This is a genomic window from Morganella morganii (assembly GCF_019243775.1).
GTDB lineage: Bacteria > Pseudomonadota > Gammaproteobacteria > Enterobacterales > Enterobacteriaceae > Morganella > Morganella morganii.
Map to the genome: position 1 here is coordinate 2,300,691 of NZ_CP069157.1, position 18,262 is coordinate 2,318,952.

General features: G+C 52.1%; 22 protein-coding genes. 8 read left to right on the forward strand and 14 right to left on the reverse strand.

From position 1 onward, the window contains the following. The first annotated feature begins 368 nt into the window (after positions 1-368). The gene (locus JL661_RS11180) at positions 369-1,892 is read left to right on the forward strand and encodes a peptide MFS transporter (RefSeq protein WP_004236888.1); all 1,524 of its coding nucleotides are present in this window, start codon (positions 369-371) and stop codon (positions 1,890-1,892) included. Between the two features lie 38 nt (positions 1,893-1,930). Here the strand turns inward: JL661_RS11180 and JL661_RS11185 are convergent, their stop codons facing one another. The 3 genes from JL661_RS11185 to JL661_RS11195 all read right to left on the reverse strand — a co-directional run bounded on the left by JL661_RS11185 (position 1,931) and on the right by JL661_RS11195 (position 3,853). Then, entirely contained in the window at positions 1,931-2,650 is a 720-nt protein-coding gene (locus JL661_RS11185) for a helix-turn-helix domain-containing protein (RefSeq protein WP_062772489.1), read from the reverse strand. A 43-nt stretch (positions 2,651-2,693) separates the two neighbouring features. Further along, positions 2,694-3,035 carry a tRNA-binding protein gene (locus tag JL661_RS11190; RefSeq protein ID WP_004241460.1) on the reverse strand — a complete coding sequence of 114 codons (342 nt, stop codon included), beginning with the start codon at positions 3,033-3,035 and terminating at the stop codon, positions 2,694-2,696. A 116-nt stretch (positions 3,036-3,151) separates the two neighbouring features. After that, positions 3,152-3,853, reverse strand: a complete 702-nt coding sequence (locus JL661_RS11195) for a FecR family protein (protein ID WP_004241462.1) — start codon at positions 3,851-3,853, stop codon at positions 3,152-3,154. A 651-nt stretch (positions 3,854-4,504) separates the two neighbouring features. Here JL661_RS11195 and JL661_RS11200 point away from each other — a divergent pair. Beyond that, a complete protein-coding gene (locus tag JL661_RS11200; RefSeq protein ID WP_004236892.1) occupies positions 4,505-5,152 on the forward strand; it encodes a LysE family translocator in 648 nt (215 codons plus the stop codon). Between the two features lie 4 nt (positions 5,153-5,156). Here the strand turns inward: JL661_RS11200 and JL661_RS11205 are convergent, their stop codons facing one another. After that, the gene (locus JL661_RS11205) at positions 5,157-5,741 is read right to left on the reverse strand and encodes an NAD(P)H-dependent oxidoreductase (RefSeq protein ID WP_004236893.1); all 585 of its coding nucleotides are present in this window, start codon (positions 5,739-5,741) and stop codon (positions 5,157-5,159) included. Positions 5,742-5,868: 127 nt separating this feature from the next. Continuing rightward, complete coding sequence (locus tag JL661_RS11210) at positions 5,869-6,756, reverse strand: AraC family transcriptional regulator (protein ID WP_062772486.1); 888 nt, start codon at positions 6,754-6,756, stop codon at positions 5,869-5,871. Positions 6,757-7,124: 368 nt separating this feature from the next. Here JL661_RS11210 and JL661_RS11215 point away from each other — a divergent pair, with 368 nt between their 5' ends. The 4 genes from JL661_RS11215 to JL661_RS11230 all read left to right on the forward strand — a co-directional run bounded on the left by JL661_RS11215 (position 7,125) and on the right by JL661_RS11230 (position 9,274). Next, complete coding sequence (locus tag JL661_RS11215; RefSeq protein ID WP_004236896.1) at positions 7,125-7,511, forward strand: YkgJ family cysteine cluster protein; 387 nt, start codon at positions 7,125-7,127, stop codon at positions 7,509-7,511. Positions 7,512-7,593: 82 nt separating this feature from the next. Continuing rightward, positions 7,594-7,776 (forward strand): DUF2526 family protein, encoded by a 183-nt coding sequence (locus tag JL661_RS11220; protein WP_004236897.1) that lies wholly within the window; start codon positions 7,594-7,596, stop codon positions 7,774-7,776. A 399-nt stretch (positions 7,777-8,175) separates the two neighbouring features. Beyond that, the gene (locus tag JL661_RS11225; RefSeq protein ID WP_004236898.1) at positions 8,176-8,751 is read left to right on the forward strand and encodes a class I SAM-dependent methyltransferase; all 576 of its coding nucleotides are present in this window, start codon (positions 8,176-8,178) and stop codon (positions 8,749-8,751) included. 70 nt (positions 8,752-8,821) lie between these two features. After that, a complete protein-coding gene (locus tag JL661_RS11230) occupies positions 8,822-9,274 on the forward strand; it encodes an acetyltransferase (protein ID WP_004236899.1) in 453 nt (150 codons plus the stop codon). A gap of 4 nt (positions 9,275-9,278) precedes the next feature. On the opposite strand, the gene cysM is transcribed toward JL661_RS11230, so the two are convergent. The 8 genes from cysM to JL661_RS11270 form a co-directional block, all read right to left on the reverse strand. Next, positions 9,279-10,160, reverse strand: coding sequence for a cysteine synthase CysM (gene cysM, locus JL661_RS11235; RefSeq protein WP_036418534.1), 882 nt, complete (start codon positions 10,158-10,160; stop codon positions 9,279-9,281). 78 nt (positions 10,161-10,238) lie between these two features. Next, entirely contained in the window at positions 10,239-11,321 is a 1,083-nt protein-coding gene (locus JL661_RS11240) for an ATP-binding cassette domain-containing protein (RefSeq protein ID WP_004236901.1), read from the reverse strand. Beyond that, positions 11,311-12,153, reverse strand: a complete 843-nt coding sequence (gene cysW / locus JL661_RS11245; RefSeq protein WP_062772483.1) for a sulfate/thiosulfate ABC transporter permease CysW — start codon at positions 12,151-12,153, stop codon at positions 11,311-11,313. The genes JL661_RS11240 and cysW overlap by 11 nt, the downstream gene beginning before the upstream one ends. Next, the gene (gene cysT, locus JL661_RS11250; RefSeq protein ID WP_004236904.1) at positions 12,146-12,973 is read right to left on the reverse strand and encodes a sulfate/thiosulfate ABC transporter permease CysT; all 828 of its coding nucleotides are present in this window, start codon (positions 12,971-12,973) and stop codon (positions 12,146-12,148) included. The genes cysW and cysT overlap by 8 nt, the downstream gene beginning before the upstream one ends. Position 12,974: 1 nt before the next feature. Further along, positions 12,975-14,006 carry a thiosulfate ABC transporter substrate-binding protein CysP gene (cysP, locus tag JL661_RS11255; protein ID WP_046024293.1) on the reverse strand — a complete coding sequence of 344 codons (1,032 nt, stop codon included), beginning with the start codon at positions 14,004-14,006 and terminating at the stop codon, positions 12,975-12,977. 114 nt (positions 14,007-14,120) lie between these two features. Then, positions 14,121-14,288 carry a DUF2933 domain-containing protein gene (locus JL661_RS11260; RefSeq protein ID WP_081113474.1) on the reverse strand — a complete coding sequence of 56 codons (168 nt, stop codon included), beginning with the start codon at positions 14,286-14,288 and terminating at the stop codon, positions 14,121-14,123. Positions 14,289-14,561: 273 nt separating this feature from the next. Then, on the reverse strand, positions 14,562-15,458 hold the full coding sequence (locus JL661_RS11265; RefSeq protein ID WP_036418524.1) for a Dyp-type peroxidase: 897 nt from the start codon (positions 15,456-15,458) through the stop codon (positions 14,562-14,564). Positions 15,459-15,560: 102 nt separating this feature from the next. After that, complete coding sequence (locus JL661_RS11270; RefSeq protein WP_036414390.1) at positions 15,561-16,154, reverse strand: RpoE-regulated lipoprotein; 594 nt, start codon at positions 16,152-16,154, stop codon at positions 15,561-15,563. Positions 16,155-16,337: 183 nt separating this feature from the next. Here JL661_RS11270 and JL661_RS11275 point away from each other — a divergent pair, with 183 nt between their 5' ends. Then, the gene (locus JL661_RS11275) at positions 16,338-16,751 is read left to right on the forward strand and encodes a YgiW/YdeI family stress tolerance OB fold protein (RefSeq protein WP_004236908.1); all 414 of its coding nucleotides are present in this window, start codon (positions 16,338-16,340) and stop codon (positions 16,749-16,751) included. On the opposite strand, the gene JL661_RS11280 is transcribed toward JL661_RS11275, so the two are convergent. Continuing rightward, positions 16,748-17,179 (reverse strand): GNAT family acetyltransferase, encoded by a 432-nt coding sequence (locus tag JL661_RS11280; protein ID WP_004236909.1) that lies wholly within the window; start codon positions 17,177-17,179, stop codon positions 16,748-16,750. The genes JL661_RS11275 and JL661_RS11280 overlap by 4 nt on opposite strands. A gap of 117 nt (positions 17,180-17,296) precedes the next feature. On the opposite strand from JL661_RS11280, the gene hemF reads away from it, so the two are divergent. After that, complete coding sequence (gene hemF, locus JL661_RS11285) at positions 17,297-18,199, forward strand: oxygen-dependent coproporphyrinogen oxidase (RefSeq protein WP_218481060.1); 903 nt, start codon at positions 17,297-17,299, stop codon at positions 18,197-18,199. The last annotated feature ends 63 nt before the right edge of the window (positions 18,200-18,262 follow it).

Below are 18,262 nucleotides of genomic sequence, written 5' to 3' on the forward strand. Positions count from 1 at the left end.
TTTCGCTGTCAGCAATTTGTTACTGAAATTTCATCTTTCCGTTATGAGTCAACTTTAACTGGTTGATTTAAAATAATTTTGCAAATATACGTAAGCCTCATAATCCACATCTTCTGTCAATAGACCTCATCACATTTTGTATAAATAAGTCTTGTGAAATGAGATTTTTGTCGACATTTCATCTAAAAAATGGTTTATAAAATAGAAAACGTGCTTTAAGTGAATACGATTCACGATAAGTGTGTTAATAATACTTTAATAAGACAGGATGTTTATTGATACACAAAAGTATCATTTTGTTAACAGGAACTGTTTATCCTTACCATTTTCAGGCTTATTCTCCGGAATAAACCTTTGGGAAATTACAGATGCAATCAACAACAAACAAAAAACGTACTTTCTTCGGGCACCCTTACCCGCTCAGCTCGCTGTTCTTTACCGAGATGTGGGAACGCTTCTCCTTCTACGGTATCCGTCCGTTACTGATCCTGTTTATGGCAGCCACCGTCTATGAAGGCGGGATGGATATTCCGCGTGAACAGGCTTCCGCTATCGTCGGTATTTTTGCCGGTGCGATTTACCTGACCTCCCTGCCGGGCGGCTGGCTGGCGGATAACTGGCTCGGACAGCGCATGGCGGTCTGGTACGGCTCAATCATTATTGCACTCGGTCACCTCTCGATTGCCCTGTCGGCAATCTGGTCACCAAAGCTGTTCTTTGTCGGTCTGCTGTTTATCGTTATCGGTACCGGGTTATTTAAAACCTGTGTGACGGTCATGGTCGGTACGCTGTACAAACAGGACGATACACGCCGTGACGGCGGTTTTTCCCTGTTCTACATGGGGATTAACATGGGCTCCTTTATCGCGCCGCTGGCGACCGGCTGGTTAGTCCCTAACTTCGGCTGGCACTGGGGCTTCGGTATCGGTGGTCTGGGGATGTTAGTGGCCCTGCTGGTGTTCCGCTTCTACGCGGTACCACTGATGCGTCAGTATGACGGTGAAGTGGGTCTGGACTCCAGCTGGGATCGCCCGACTGTCGCGCGCAAAAATGTCGGTAAGTGGGTTGGCCTGGCGGCTGTGGTTATCGCCGCTGTCACTGTCCTGATCGCCTCCGGCGTTATCCCGTTCAACCCGATGCTGGTTGCCACCAACATGGTTTACCTCATCTCCGGGATGGTTATTCTCTACTTCATCTACCTGTTTGTGTTTGCCGGTCTGGAAAGCAGTGAACGCATCCGGTTATTTGTCTGTTTTATTCTGTTAGTCACCGCCGCCCTGTTCTGGTCTGCGTTTGAACAGAAACCGACGTCATTCAATCTGTTTGCGAAGGATTACACTGACCGTAACCTGTTCGGTTTTGAAATCCCGACTGTCTGGTTCCAGTCCATCAACGCCCTGTTTATCATTATACTGGCCCCCGTGTTCAGCTGGTTATGGCCTGCCCTGGCGCGCCGTAATATGAACCTGAGCAGTATCACCAAGTTTATGTTCGGTGTCCTGTTCGCTGCGGGTGGTTTTGCAGTGATGATGATGGCGTCCGAGCGCGTGATTGAAACCAGCGCCGGTGTCTCCCCGATGTGGCTGACCTTCAGTATCCTGCTGCTGACCCTGGGTGAGCTGTGCTTAAGCCCGATTGGTCTGGCGACCATGACACTGCTGGCACCGATGAAAATGCGCGGCCAGGTGATGGGTCTGTGGTTCTGTGCCAGTGCGCTGGGTAACCTTGCAGCCGGTATCATGGGCGGTAATGTCCGTCCGGATCAGCTGATGAACCTGCCGGGCTTCTTCTCACACGTTTCTGTTGCCCTGCTTATCTGTGCCGCAGTGCTGTGTGTGCTGATTGTGCCGGTACGCAAAATGCTGCAAAGCGCAGACAACAAATCTGCCTGATTGAAATAATGTACAAAAGCAAAAGGGTGAGCTCCGGCTCACCCTTTTTTTATGCGCAGACTGGCCGGTGTATCGCCGTAAAAGCGGCGGAAAGCACTGGTCAGGGAAGATTGGGTACTGTAACCGCAGCGCAGGGCAATTTCCGGCAGTGTCAGCGGGGTATGGCAGATAAGATGATGTGCCCGGCGCAGACGTATTTCAGTCAGAAAAACCGCCGGGGTTTTACCGGTGGCCGCCAGCAGGCGGCGCTGAAGAGTACTGGCCGATAGTGCACAGCACGACGCCATTTCACTGACCGTCCACGGGTAATCAGGACGCGCGGTCAGCTGTTGTGTCAGAGTATGCAGCCAGCGCCTGTCCTGCCCGTCCGGCTGCAGTTGCGCCGCAAGCTGCTCTGCCAGCAGGATACGCGCACTTTCCGGATGCTGTTCAATCATCTGCGGATAACTGATAAGCCAGTCCACATAAGTACGGGTGGCATCCGGCAGCACAGACCACAGAGAATCAGGGGAAGTGAAGAAGAGGCTGTCCGCAGGCAGTTCAAGTACCACCTGGCGGTTATGACCGGTGCCGCAGAAACGGTGGTGATACCCCGGCGGGATCGCCGCCATCCGTCCCTGCTCCACCGAACCGCTGTCGCTGCCGACAGTCAGTTCCATTGCGCCGCTGCCGCCCAGCACCAGTTGCCACATGTCATCATGACTGTGCTCCAGGGTTTCCTGCCGGTAGGTACGTAATGAGATAACAGGTCGTTTCATGGAATACCCCCTGAGAGTACGGAAAACGACAGGCGGCAGGGTGTTACATCAGGCGGTGACCGGCGGGTACCGGCAGGGAAAACTCCGCAAGAACGATATCTCCGTCCGCATTAGCAGCGCCGGTTATCAGCACTTCTGATTTCACGCCGGCCACCCGTTTCGGGGCAAAATTACACACACATAATACCTGACGCCCGATTAATTCTTCCGGTTTATATAATGCGGTAACCTGTGCGCTGGAGGTTTTCACACCGTACTCCCCAAAATCCACAGTAAAGATATAGGCGGGTTTGCGGGCTTTCGGATTAAGCTCTGCGGTCAGTACCACACCGACACGCAATTCCACTTTTTCAAAATCGGCCCATTCAATTTCTGCTGATGTCATCGGTCTCTCCGGCTGCTGTACAACGGTTAATCAGGGTAATATTCCGCATCATTATACCGGTGATCAGACACCGCCGCTGTTGCCGGACAGTCAGATTTTATCGCCGGACAGGCAACTCAGCGGTAAGCCTCTGAGCCCGGCAGCGATTCACGGGTCAGCCCGAGAGAGCGCATCATCTCCTCAACCTCTTCATCCAGACGGCTGAGATGCAGCACACGATCCACAATAATGTCTTTCTTATCATTATTCAGCAGAACCACCGGCACCGCGCGGTAGCTGTTGATCATCTCAATCGCTTCTGACAGCGGGATATTATTCAGCACCAGTGAGCCGGATAACCAGTCGATATCGGTGTACTGGCGCTGAAATACTTTTGCCCGGCCTTCCGGCAGAATTTCCAGACGCTGTCCCGGCCCGACCGTTTCGGTTTTACCGTTAAAAAACGTGGTTACGGTTTCATCCAGCGGGCAGACGGAGACTTTATTATCCGCAATATCCACCACAAAGTTGCCGTTACCGGACTCCACCCGCACACCATTGGCGGTGACCCGGAACGGACGCTGTTCCTCACGGTTTTCGCTGACGGCAAAACGCGCCCGTCCGGACAGCAGTTCTACCGCCCGGCTGCCGTTATCATAGGCCACCACAGCACGGGATTCGGTATCCAGCTTCAGCTGGCTGCCGTCACGGAGAGAATACTGTTTAATCTCTCCGCGGTGAGTGTAATGTTCTTCAACGCCTTTTGCCTTCATCAGAATGGCGTTGTATACCCCGTAACCTGCCAGAATCGTCAGGAAAACAAGTAATATGATGAGCAAACGGCGTCGCCGTTGTCTGAAAAATAGGCGTTTCAACTGCAATCTCCTGCGGATTGTAAGCGCCGGAATCTGTTTTTCCGGCGTCACATATATCGTCGGGTAACCGACGGCTTCCGGTCACCCGTTGATAAGAAATTCCGATTAATCACTGCCGTTATTGTCACAAATCAACGGTATCAGGTTGTTATTATTGTTTATCCGCATAAACCGCGCATACAGTGATAAGTATCAGATAATTATCATTTACAATGAAAAATAAGTTCGCAGATATCCGGCGATATCCACAATAAAAACAAGGCCAAAAGTAAAATATCATCTTTTAATTCAGCTAATTAATTGATGATACGGTACCATTGGTGCAGCTGAGTATAATACACTTTACCGGATGTAAAGCCGTGCTTTTACGTTTTGTTACACTATCTGCCATCCGGAAACACTCTTTTGATGCGTACTCTTTTTCCGCCCGTTTTTTAACACTGATAAATTATAAAGTGAGTAATTCATTATAAATATTGAACAAGTTTATATAATTCAGCAAATCAATATACGCGTATAAATAACCGGCAAAAATGTCATTTGCCAGCGGATCATACTTAATGGCATTATATCCGCCATAATATAACGTTTTCTCTGACTCCGGAGGGCTGTCACATGCTGGATATTATCCATTACCCGCTGTTTTTACTGTCCGTTTTTATCTTTGCGGTAACGCCGGGGCCGGATATTGCCTATGTACTGGGACAAAGCCTGGCCAACGGCCGCAAAGCCGGTATTTTGTCCGCGCTGGGGGTGATGCTCGGCAGCAGTGTGCATGCTGTTGCCGGGGCTGTCGGGCTGGGGGCGATTATTGCCGCATCGCCGACACTGTTTACCGTGATTAAGTATCTCGGTGCGCTGTACCTTGCGTTCCTCGGCGCCAAAATGATCCTCGGCACACTCAGAAAGCGCGGGCAGACCGCTGATGATAATGAAGAAGTGGTGATTCAGAAGGCAGCCGCAAAATCGATTCTTATCCGGGGGTTTATCACCACACTGACCAATCCGAAAGTGCTGCTGTTTTTTATTGCCTTTTTCCCGCAGTTTATTGCGGCAGGCGGCAGTTATTATGCGGAATCTTTCCTGCTGCTCGGCGCAACCTATGCCCTGCTCGGGTTCTGCACTGATACCACGCTGGCACTGATTGCCGGGACACTGGCTGCACGGATCTCCGGCAGCCCGAAAGCGCATTACTGGATTGACCGCCTCGTCGGTACCACCTTTATCGCTCTCGGTCTGCGCCTGGCATCAGTGGCCCGCTGAGGGTTCAGCCTGCGATATTCACATCCAGGTGAGCCAGATAGCGGCAAATATCCGCATCAATATGCGGGTTTTTAACCACGTCAAAACAGGAAAATGTCGGCAGTGATGTCATCCCGGTAAACTGATTGGTTTTGTGGAGCGGGAAATACACACTGTCGATACCCCGCCCCTCAAAGAACTGCTTTTCATCCTCAAAGGCTTCCTGCGGTGCGTTCCAGGTCACGGATAACATGTATTTTTTACCGGTCAGCACACCGCCGGAGCCGTATTTTTTACTGCTGTCACGGCGGCTGCGCCCGTCATTAATATGAAAACGGTCATCAGACTGTGTAAATACCTCATCAATGTATTTTTTCACAATCCACGGCCCTTCCATCCACCAGGCCGGCATCTGGTAAATAATCACATCCGCCCACAGGTAATTCAGTACTTCCTGTTCATCGTCATAACCGTCATCAATACGGGTAACGCGGACATTCATGCCTTTTTCTGTCAGATGGCGGCGGGCGATATCGGTCATATGGTCGTTCAGTTTGCCGTCAGAGCCGCCGAATTCTTTTGAACCGTTAATAATAAAGATGTTTTTCATTGTGTTACTCACTCAGGAATGATGTCGTCAATCCTGTTATCCTAACCGGCCTGTCCCGCAAATACGTTAGCCTGTCCGCTCTGATGTTTGCCTGATCCTGTCATTTTGCCCGGAAATCACACACCGGTCAGAGAAGAACCCGCTTTTTATCCTGTCCGGGAGGTAACCCGAATAACCGCCGGTATTCACGGTTAAACTGAGAGGCACTTTCATACCCGACACGAAAAGCCGCTTCCGAGGCATCCGCCGATTCCACCAGCAGAAGGCGACGGGCTTCATTCAGCCGCAGCCATTTCTGATATTGCAGCGGGCTCATCCGGGTGACCCGGCGGAAATGGCGGTGAAAAGAGGATTCGCTCATCTGAGCCCGGCGGCAGAGTGTCTCCACCGACACCGGCTGATCAAAATGCGCTTTCAGGTAACTAAGTACGCCGCTTATCTGGCGGCACTGTTTATTATGTGCGGCCATCAGCTGGAGCCGTGCGCCCTGGCCGCTTTTCAGCAGGTAATAGAGAATTTCTTTATGGATAAGCGGAGCCATGACCGGGATATCGTCCGGTTTTTCCAGCAGCGCCACCAGGCGGCAGACCGCACTGAGCAACGCTTCTGTGACCGGACACACTGCCTGCGGTACAGCGGGTTCTGAAGTCAGCAGCTGAAAACCGCTTTCCTGCATCAGTACCGGAAGGTCGCTGAGGTTAAGACTGACCAGCAGAGCCAGAAACGGTGCCTGCTCTGATGCCTCACAGACCTGCGCAATCGCAGGGATATCCACGGATGTCAGCAATACATCCCCGGGGCGGTAACAATAGGTGTTATCTCCGAGTGTGATCCGTTTTGCGCCCTGAACCGCAAGTGCGATACCCGGCTCATAAGTCCAGGTTTGCGCCTGTGACGGACCCGTCCACCGGCACAATGCGAGACCGGGAACGGTCGTATCCCACCCGCCGCTGCGCTCTGCGGTGTAAGTCTGTAACAACTGTTTCAGGCAGCGCAGGCGATCATCCGTTTCCATTATATTCTCAGCGACTGATTAACAGGGCTACAGCATAACGGAAAAGACCGTACCGTGCTGTATTTTGCATTACGGTACCGGTTATCAGACTCAGCAGCATATCGTGCAGAGAGAGACCGCCGGAGGGATATTTACTTTATCTTTTAAAAACAGAAATATACCTTTATATGCAGTAAATTATTTTTCCTGTCTTTCATAAGCAGAATTATTATTTTAATTTCATTCATTATTTTGTGATCTGCTGCTGTTTATTTTTATTGAATTTGCGCGGCAAAATAAAAATAATAATCCGCCCTGAGAGCTTATTCAGGACAAAACTCGGCCTGCGGTGAAATAATCACCGCGTTTGCATAATGTGGTTAACTATCATGAGCAATGTAATTGCGTTTACTGATGCGGACACCAATCCCTGTATGCAGTGCGGGGCGTGCTGTGCCTATTTCCGGGTCTCGTTTTATCACGGGGAAACGGACAGTACGGGCGGCGTGGTGCCGGCAGAGATGACAGAAAAAGTGAATGACTTTATGGCCTGTATGAAAGGCACTGATCAGAAATCCCCGCGCTGTATCAATCTTCAGGGGGAAGTCGGTCAGTGTGTGGCGTGCAGCGCTTACGCACAACGCCCGTCGCCATGCCGTGAGTTTGATCAGTCGTGGGTCAGCGGTGTACACAATGCCGCCTGTGACCGGGCAAGAGCCGCACACGGCCTGCCGCCGCTGGAGCCGCCGTCCCGCCACAATGATCACGCGGCCTGATCACCGCCGTTTTGCACTAACGCTTTTACCGCTGTTCAGGTAGGATAACCGCATTACTATCAGACTGAATAAGGACAGCCGTATGAGCGATTATGCACAGAGTGTTGCTGATGTGGAAAAAGCCATTGAGAGTAACAGTATCACTGAAATGAACGAAATGATGGTCAGCCTGGGTGACAGCAACCCGCTGCCGTATGAACAGCGTTATGAATTACAGCAGCGCCTCCGCCAGGCGATAATGGATCACGGAAAAATACATCACTAGTTAATTCTTATTCCGTACCGGCTTATTACCAGAATAATATACCGGTACGGAGTGTCATGTTTATTCCGTTAATGTCAGCTTTTGCAAAAGTCGCGTTCATTCCTGTACTAACCGCCTTTTAATCCGCTATGCTTTCCCTGTCAGCTATCTCATTCATTCATCTGATTATTGTTTATAACAAATCAATCTTATCTGCCTGTTAATTAAAAACTAAAATAAAACACCCTATTGCTTTGTTTTATATGACAGTTTTATGAACTTTTTAATTTTTTCACCGTCTGAAAAATTCCTTATTTATCTGTAGAGGAAAGAGAATAATCGGCATATGATATTGAATACATTTCACTGACGTGACTATTTACACGTGCGTTGTATCCGGGTTTGTAAGGAATGCTTATTATGGAAGTATCAAACTATTCACCGTTACTGAGCTATTACGCGTACATCAAAAAGTTTATTGCATCGCCGGCCACGATGGGAACAATTACCCCTTCATCACGCTGGCTGTGCCGTGCAATGGTCCGTCACGTCGACTGGAGCGGTGTGCAGCATTTTGCTGAGCTGGGTGCCGGTACCGGGGTAATTACCCGTCAGATTCTGGATCAGATGGATCCACTGGCTAAACTGGATGCCTATGAAATTGACCCCTATTTTGTCAGCCTGCTGAATAAATTTCAGGATGGCCGGCTGGGGATTTTTTCTGACTCAGCAGAGAAACTGAACCGCCCGTATAATGTGATTTTCTCCGGTCTGCCGTTCCTGTCAATTGACCGCCGCACCGGGCTGCGTATTCTGAAAGCGGTGCGTGACAATATCGAACTCAGCGACGGGCAGTTTATTCTGTTTCAGTACACCACCAAATTTGAGAAATATCTGCGCCGTTATTTCCATTTCCGCAAAGAGCGTGTATTGTTCAACGTTCCGCCAGCCTGGGTGTATATCTGCACCCCGAAGAGACGTTATACCAATAACTGATCACCCGCAGCGTGTCCCGGGATACCGGGACACCGGCCATTCTCAGTATCCTCTGTTTACGGATTTCTTTATGTTAATTATCACCCCCGCCAAACCGGATCATTTCCCGCGCCTGGTTGCCATCTGGGAATCATCTGTCCGCGCCACTCACGATTTTTTATGTGAGGCTGATATTGAAAAACTGCATCCGCTGCTGCTCAATACCTATCTGCCGAACCTGAATGTGGTGGTGGCGCAGGATGAAAACGGTGTGATCCTCGGTTTTCTCGGCACAGACGCGAACCGGATTGAGATGCTGTTTGTGGATGCGGCTATTCGCGGTAAAGGCACCGGTAAATTCCTGCTGAATTATGCTGTTGAGCAGTTACAGGCAGATGAGCTGGATGTGAATGAACAAAACCCGCAGGGTGTCGGTTTTTACCGCCATATGGGTTTTACACAGACAGGCCGTTCTGAACTGGATGGGGAGGGAAATCCGTTCCCGCTGCTGCACATGAAATACACCGGCAAAACAGCGGGATAATGTCTCAGCCGAAAACGCCGGTCGAGAGATAACGGTCGCCGCGATCGCAGATTACGGCGACAATCACCGCTCCCGGGTTCGCTTTTGCAATTCTCAGTGCACCGGCCACCGCGCCGCCGGAACTGACCCCGCAGAAAATGCCTTCCTGTTGTGCCAGCTGGCGCATCGTATCTTCTGCTTCCTGCTGTGTGATATCCAGAATATCATCCACCAGCTGCGGCTGAAAAATCCCCGGCAGATACCCCGGTGACCAGCGGCGGATCCCCGGAATCTGACTGTTTTCCGCCGGTTGCAGACCGGTGATATTGATCTGCGGTGCGACCTCTTTCAGATAACGCGCCACCCCGGTAATGGTGCCGGTAGTGCCCATAGCTGAGACAAAGTGCGTGATACGCCCGTCCGTCTGCTGCCAGATTTCCGGGCCGGTTGTCCGGTAATGGGCCAGCGGGTTATCGGGATTATTAAACTGATCAAGCACATAACCTTCCCCGTCCGCTGCCATCTGCTGCGCCAGGTCCCGCGCCCCTTCCATGCCCTGTGCCCGGCTGACCAGCACCAGCTCCGCGCCGTAAGCTTTCATGGCGGCCTGACGTTCGGCACTCATATTTTCCGGCATCAGCAACTTTAATTTATAACCGCGAATCGCTGCGATCATCGCCAGCGCAATACCGGTGTTACCGCTGGTGGCTTCAATCAGCGTATCCCCGGGACGGATCTCCCCGCGCTGTTCAGCACCTTCAATCATACTTTTCGCCGCACGATCTTTTACAGAGCCGCCGGGGTTATTACCTTCCGGTTTGACCCAGATTTCTGCGCCACTGCCTTCACCCAACCGTGCAAGCCGGAAAAGCGGGGTATTACCGATCCCATTACTGATAGATGCCACGTTGTTCTGCCTCCTGAGCCATAAACGGAAACCATACCGCCGCCGCAAGGCAGTATGCAACCGGAATTATTTTCATCTTTATGCGCACTGTGCCTGCGGCAGCAGCGCCAGTTCATCTTCGCCGCGAAACAGCCGTAGTTCCCTGATTGTCAGCCAGACAGAATCACCGGCGGCAGCACGGGTGTCCGGCGGTAATATTACCGTCACTTCATCTTCAGCCGCTTCCGTGGTTACCACCGCAGTGCGGTAATGCCCGTGTGAACGGATGGTCACAATCCGGGCAGCAACCGCATCGGCTGAAAAAGTGTGCTGCAATGTCAGCGACCAGGGGCGCACAAATACCGATACCGGCCCGAAACCGGCGGTCAGTGCGGCAACCGGCTGGCGCACACCGCCAATCCGCACCCCGCCATCCGTACCGATATCACCACGGAAAATATTTATCTGACCGAGGAATTCTGTTACAAAGCGGTTGCTGTCATCATTGCCGAGGCTTTCAGGTACCGCGACCTGCTCGATATGTCCGCCACGCATCACCACGATGCGGTCAGCCACCTCCAGCGCCTCTTCCTGATCGTGTGTCACGAACACAGCAGTAAATCCCAGCGACTGATGCAGCTGACGCAGCCAGCGGCGCAGTTCGGTTCTCACCCCTGCATCCAGGGCACCGAACGGCTCATCCAGCAGCAGAATGCGCGGCTCTGCCGCCAGCGCTCTGGCCAGTGCCACCCGCTGTTGTTGTCCGCCGGAAAGCTGTGCCGGATAGCGATCCGCCAGGTGCGGCATCTGAATCTTTTCCAGCAGTGACATCACTTTAGCGCGGATTTCTTTTTTTGATGGCCGTGTTTTGCGCGGCAGTACCGTCAGCCCGAATGCTATGTTGTCAAACACCGTCATATGCCGGAACAGTGCATAGTGCTGAAAAACAAACCCGGCCCGGCGCTCCCCTGCCGCCAGCCCGGAAACCTCTTCCCCGCTGATATACAATTCTCCGGCGCTATGAGGGGTCAGCCCGGCAATAATCCGCAGCAGTGTGGTTTTCCCGGATCCGGACGGCCCCAGCAACGCCACCATTTCGCCGTCCGCCACCGACAGCGAGATATCCTGTAATACCGGCTCCGCACCGAAATGGTGTGTCAGATGACGGATTTCAATGCTCATATTTCCTCCGGGATCCCTGATATGCCATCACGCCATGGCGGATGCACAGGGTCGCAACAGCCATCAGTGCCAGCAGACCGGATGCGGTAAATGCCGCCACGGTCTGATAATCCTGATGTAATAATTCCACCTGCAACGGCAGGGTGAAGGTTTCCCCGCGAATCGCCCCGGAAACCACTGACACTGCACCGAATTCCCCGATAGCGCGGGCGTTGGTCAGGATCACACCGTAAAACAGCGGCCAGCGGATATTCGGCAGTGTCACCCGCCACCAGATCTGCCATGCACGGGCCCCCAGCAGCACGGCGGCCTCTTCTTCCTGTGCACCCTGACTGAGCATTACCGGCACCAGTTCCCGCACCACATAAGGACAGGTTACGAAAATCGTCACCAGCACAATTCCCGGCAACGCAAACATGATTTGGGTATTCAGCGAGTTTTCGAGAAAGCCACCCAGCCAGCTGTTTGAGCCGTACAGCAGCAGATACAACAGCCCGGCAATCACCGGCGATACTGCAAACGGCAGATCCGCCAGTGTCAGCAATAACTGGCGGCCGGGAAAATGAAACCGTGTTACCAGCCACGCCAGCAGTGTGCCGAAAATCAGATTCACCGGCACGGTGATCAGCGCTACGATCACTGTCAGCCAGATAGCATGCAACATATCCGCCTCCGCCAGTGCGCGGATCACACCGCCGATACCATCAGACAGCGCGGTCACAAAAATCCACACCAGCGGAATAACCAGGATGAAAAATGTCAGCAGCAGCCCGGCAGAAATCAGCAGCCACTTCTGCCAAGGGAAACGCCGGCGGCGTAGTGTATCAGCCATGAGACCTCCCGGTACGCAATCCGGCGCGGCTCTGAATAATATTGACCGCCAGCAATAACACCAGCGAAGTCATCAGCACCACCGAGGCAATCGCCGCAGCCGCCGGGTATTCAAACTCCTGGAGGCGGACAAAAATCAGGAATGACACCACTTCCGTCTGCCACGCCAGGTTACCGGCGATAAAAATCACCGCACCGAACTCACCAAGGCTGCGGGTAAAGGACAAAACGGTTCCCGCCAGCGCTGCCGGGGCGATTTCCGGCCAGATCACACGGCAGAATATCTGAAAACGCGAAGCACCCAGCGTTTCTGCCGCTTCCTCATACTCCGGTTTCAGAGTTTCCAGCACCGGTTGTACCGTGCGGACCACAAACGGGATACTGGTAAACATCATCGCGACCGCAATACCAATCCAGGTATTCACCACGGTGATATTAAACGAATCAAAAAAACGGCCGTACCAGCCGTTCGGGGCAAAGAGAGTGGCGAGTGTCAGCCCCGCAACAGCCGTGGGCAGCGCAAAGGGCAAATCCATCAGGCCGTCGAGAATACGGCAGCCGGGAAAGCGGTAGCGGGTCAGGATCCAGGCCATCAACACACCAAACACTGCATTAAACAGACTGGCAGCAAGCGCGGCGAGCAGTGTGACTTTATAAGCGGCGACCACCTGCGGGCCGGTGATCACCTGCCAGTACTGCGCCCAGCTCATCTGCGCCAGCTGTAATACCAGTGCAGTGAGGGGCAGCAGCAGGATCAGCCCGCTGTAGAGCAGCGTAAACCCGAGGGACAGGCCGAATCCCGGCAACACCCGCCTTGCCATATCAGCGTCCCTGAGCCATCAGGGTGTCAAATTCACCGCCTGAACTGAACCGGCTTGTCATTACTTCAGACCATGAACCGAACTGATCTTCCACTTTAAATAAGGTCACCGGCGGGAAATGGCCTTTATTGGCGGCCATCACATCCGGATCCGTCACCCGGTAATTAAACTGCGCCATTTTTGCCTGCGCCGCCGGGCTGTACAGGAAAGTCAGATAGGCATCAGCAACAGCCTGTGTGCCGTTCTTTTCCGTGTTTTTATCCACCCGCGCCACCGGGAATTCTGCCAGGATATTGGACGCCGGGACGATAACATCATAATCATCCGCGCCATATTCATTGCGGATATTATTCACTTCTGATTCAAAACTGATCAGCACATCGCCCAGCCCGCGATCAATAAATGACGTCGTGGCTCCCCGGCCGCCGGTATCAAATACCGCGACATTGCTGAGGAATTTTTTCATCTGTTCCTGTGTTTTGGCACTGTTTTTACCGTTTTTCTGCTGCCAGAAACCTTCCGCAGCCAGATAGGTGTAACGACCGTTACCGGAGGTTTTCGGGTTCGGAAAAACGATTTTCACATCATCACGCAGCAGGGAATCCCAGTCTTTGATCTGCTTCGGATTGCCTTTGCGCACGAGGAAAGCCATGGTGGAATAATACGGAGAACTGTTATTCGGCAGACGCGCCTGCCAGTCCGCTGCCAGCAGATTACCTTTGTCATGCAGAACCTGCACATCGGTCACCTGGTTATAAGTGACCACATCTGCCCGCAGTCCCTGTAATATCGCCAGTGCCTGTTTTGAGGAACCCCCGTGAGACTGGCGGATAGTCAGCGGATCATCAGGATGTTCCGCATTCCACTGCTTTTCAAACAGCGGGTTGATTTCCGTGAACAGCTCACGGGCAATATCATAGGAGCTGTTCAGTAACTGAGCAGCGCCGGCAGCGCCGCTCCATACAGCAGAAAGGAGCAGCAGACCGGCAGGTAATACAGCGTTGACAGACAGTTTCACGGCGGAGAACCTCATTATGATGATGCGTTTCAGGTAACTCCGGCCAGTGTGCATATATCCGTAAAGTGACACAAGCCATTTACTTATATCATTATGGAATTATATATAGTGATTATTTACTTCACGATATTATGCATCGATATGTTTCTTCTCTTCCTGTGACGCAGGTGCTTTTTCGTTATGCTGATTATGCTCACAACCGCCGTGTGAACCGTGTCCCCGGTGCATAAAGAAGTGCATCAGCGGACAAATCAGCAGCATAAGCAGAAACCAGTTTTCTCTGAAAAACTCAAGCATGGGAACCTCCTGTGTGGTGTATACACGGAGGATAGAGGTTGCCCTCAGGGGAAGGTACAGCGGAATAGTGTCATTTAACCTTTGTTTTTGTAAGGATAAAAACAGACACAAAAATGTGCATCACTGCGGGAAAAGTATGACGGTGATAACGGGCAAAGGAAACGAAAAGCATGCGCGCCACGGATGGTGCGCCTGAGCTTACAGGGATGTATTCACAGCGACTTTTCGTTTTTGCCCGTTATCAGCCGGTTCCGGGCTTAAAGTGGCACCCTCTTACAGCGCACTCAGTTGTTCCAGCGACGGCGCATAATAATAAGCCCCGGTTTTCGGTTTGCTGAACCGCAGCAGATCATCAAATTTACCGTCGGTTTCGCCGAACATACTCAGCAATTGCTGCTCAATATTGTGCAGACGACCGCAGTACGCGATAAAGAACAGGCCGTGCTCACCGCTGGCAGTACCGTACGGCAGGCTCTGGCGCAGAATGGAAAGCTCTTCGCCCTCTTCCTCAATCACCACGCGGGAAACATGAGAGGTTACATTGCGCACATTTTCATCCAGCTCTGTGCTGTCTGCTTTGGTGCGGCCAATCATTTTTTCCTGCTGCTCTTCAGAAAAACGGGTCCATTTATTCAGGCTGTGTGCCCAGCGCTGAGTCAGGATATAACTGCCGCCCGCATCTTCCCCTTCTGCGATCAGTGCCACGTCCGGGCGCTCATCCCCTTCCGGGTTTTCGGTGCCGTCGATAAAACCGCTCAGGTCACGCTCTTCCGTCCAGCGGAAGCCGTGGGTTTCGCCCTGAATCTCAACCGCATCCGCAAATGCCGCCACCGCTGCCTGTGCCAGCGAGAAGTTGATATCATGACGCTGAGAATGAATGTGGATCAGTAAATCATATTGTGTGGCCGGCGCCAGGCCGCGCCCCAGTTCACGGAAGTTTTTCAGCTCCGGTGCACTGCTCTGACTGCCCAGCTGACGCCACAGGTCATGACCGAATGCCACCGTGGCACTCAGTTGATCAGCCGCAAACTGTGTCTGTAACTTTTTCAGAGCTGCCAGGAAAACCTGACAACCACGCCGGATCGCCGGTAAATCACCTTTGGTGTTTGCTTCAATAAAAATACCGAAACGGCAGTGTTCCGGCAGAATACCGCTTTGTACTTGTGACATATTGCTCCCTTTGCATCGTCAGTCTGATCAGGAAATGGCCTTATCATAAATCACTGACGCGGAATTACTTTGTTATTCCGCAAGTTCATTTATTTTTCCGGATTATTTATTGGCCCAGACGATATAACTGACTGTCCAGTTTTTCAGAATATCATCTGACGGCATCAGGGTTTCAGGGCCGTTCCAGGTTCCGCGGAAAACATAAGAAACACGCGGGGTTTGCGGTGAACGGCAGATAACCTGTGCGCTGTCATCAAATTCAGTGGTCAGGGTACAGGCACCGGCAACGGCCTGCGGATAGATGTCCGAAAAGAGGGTTCCTGTTTTGGTGTCCCATTCCGTGCGGATATCCGCATCATTGGCAACAATGCGCTGCACAGTGCCATTTTCCGGCCCGGACAGACGGATAACCGTTTTATCATCTTTCCGGCCTTCAAAAATTTTAACGATCTGCCCCTGCTCGGTCTGCATACCACCGCGCAGTGTGTATTTATCGTCCAGTCCCTGACTGATCGCCGTTTCGGTCATGGCCGTCTGATTATTCACACCACCGACGCCCTGTGCCGTTACCGTCAGCCCACTGCTGCTGAACCAGCTTACCGGCGATAATGATGACCATGAAAACGAACTGCACCCGTTCAGCATCAGTACGGCACCGGCCGCGGCGGCCAGCTTCATTGCCTGATAACACTTCATTCATTGCTCCTTTGCATTCGGTTCAGATATCAGACTCCGGAATTGACAAAACATTCATTCTGAATTATTACATCAAATAATTTTAACGAAATAGGTATGTTTACCAATTCAGTAACGTAACATTTCCGATAAGATATCTCCTGGTATATAACCGACATTTTTCATTTACCGGCGTCGTAAGCTATGGCTGAAATGACATTCACATCATCGACTTTTTACCTGTTTTCAGCGGTTGTTCTGACAGGTACATTCTGGTTTCAGCCTGCTGCGGCTCTGCCGTCATTTTCTGCCTATGAGTATCATCAGAGCACAGTAAAATGTGAAACACCACAGCGCTTTATCATCAAACAACTGCCCTATCTGCAGGATAACAGCCGGGTGATTCTGGAAGGTAATATTCAGTCTCAGATTTCAGCGGAGCACTATCTGCTGGGGGATTACAGCGGTATCGTCGAGGTAAAAATTCCGGCGGAATTATGGGGGAAAAAGATTATCACCCCTAATGATACCATCCGCATTGAAGGCGGAATGGAAAAAGACCGCCATGCGATTGTGGTAACCGCCGATACACTCAGTGTGGTCAACCCCGGCAGTTAATATTCCGGGTCGGTGATCAGCCGTTTGCTGTAGGTCAGGCTGTCCTGCTGACACTCGTCGTAGGCCAGCTTGTCAAACATGCTCAGCGTGGCGGTATTATCATCCGGAATCGACAGCAGCAACTGCGGACATCCCCGCGCCAGCAGTTTTTTTTCCAGCCTCGCCACCATAGCATTGGCAATCCCCCGTCCCTGAAATTCCGGATGTACTGCCAGATAATAGGCATAGCCCCGGTATCCGTCATAACCGCCCAGCAGTGTGCCCACCACTTCGCCGTTGACTTCCGCCACCAGGAACAGGGCCGGATCATGTGCCATTTTCCGCTCAATTACGGTTTCCGGGTCATCCGGGGGGGTGACCAGATCACAACGCTCCCAGAGCGCAACAACCTCTTCAAAATCACCTTGCTGAAATGTGCGAATGTCCATACCGTTACCTGTCTGCCGGTTGTCTGCCCGTGTCCGTGACGGAACGGGTGTGATATCTTATAAAAACAAAATGATATACTAAAGTTTATCAGCAGCTCAATGGTCGTGATGTAATGAATATCCCTGATAGTGACAGTGTTAAAGATTTTTTTTCTCAGATTACAGGATTCCCTCTGCGGACAACTCGCCGCCTGTGACGGCGGTGCTGAGTTCAGCGAAGATAAGTGGCAGCGGGAATCCGGCGGCGGCGGACGCAGCCGGGTACTGAAATCCGGCGCACTGTTTGAACAGGCCGGTGTCAATTTTTCACATATCAGCGGGGACAACCTGCCGCCGTCTGCCACGGCACACCGCCCGGAGCTGGCCGGGTGTCACTATCAGGCCATGGGCGTTTCTCTGGTACTTCATCCGCATAATCCGTATGTCCCGGCCGCACACGCCAACGTGCGCTTTTTTATTGCCGAAAAAGCCGGCAGTGACCCGGTCTGGTGGTTCGGTGGCGGTTTTGACCTGACTCCTTTCTATCCTTTCACAGAAGATGCCGTACACTGGCACAGTGTCGCCCGGGATATCTGCACGCCGCTGGGCGAAGATGCCTGGCCGCGTTATAAAAAATGGTGCGACGACTATTTTTATCTGAAACACCGCAGCGAAGCGCGTGGTATCGGCGGCCTGTTCTTTGATGATCTGAATAAACCCGGTTTTGAGGAATGCTTTGCCTTCACACGGGCTGTCGGCAACGGCTTTACCCGGGCTTATCTGCCGATCGCGGAAAAACGCCGTTCCATTCCTTATGGTGAGCGCGAACGGCAGTTTCAGCTCTACCGGCGCGGCCGTTATGTGGAGTTTAATCTGGTGTGGGATCGCGGCACACTTTTCGGTTTACAGAGCGGCGGGCGGACCGAATCCATCCTTATGTCGATGCCGCCGCTGGTGCGCTGGGAATATGACTACCAACCGCAGGCCGGTTCTCCGGAAGCCGCACTGAGTGATTTTCTTATCCCCCGCGACTGGGTCTGATAACCCTTCACAGTGTGCTGACTGAAAAGCAGGCTGATAGTCTGCTGCGGTAAATATTTTTCT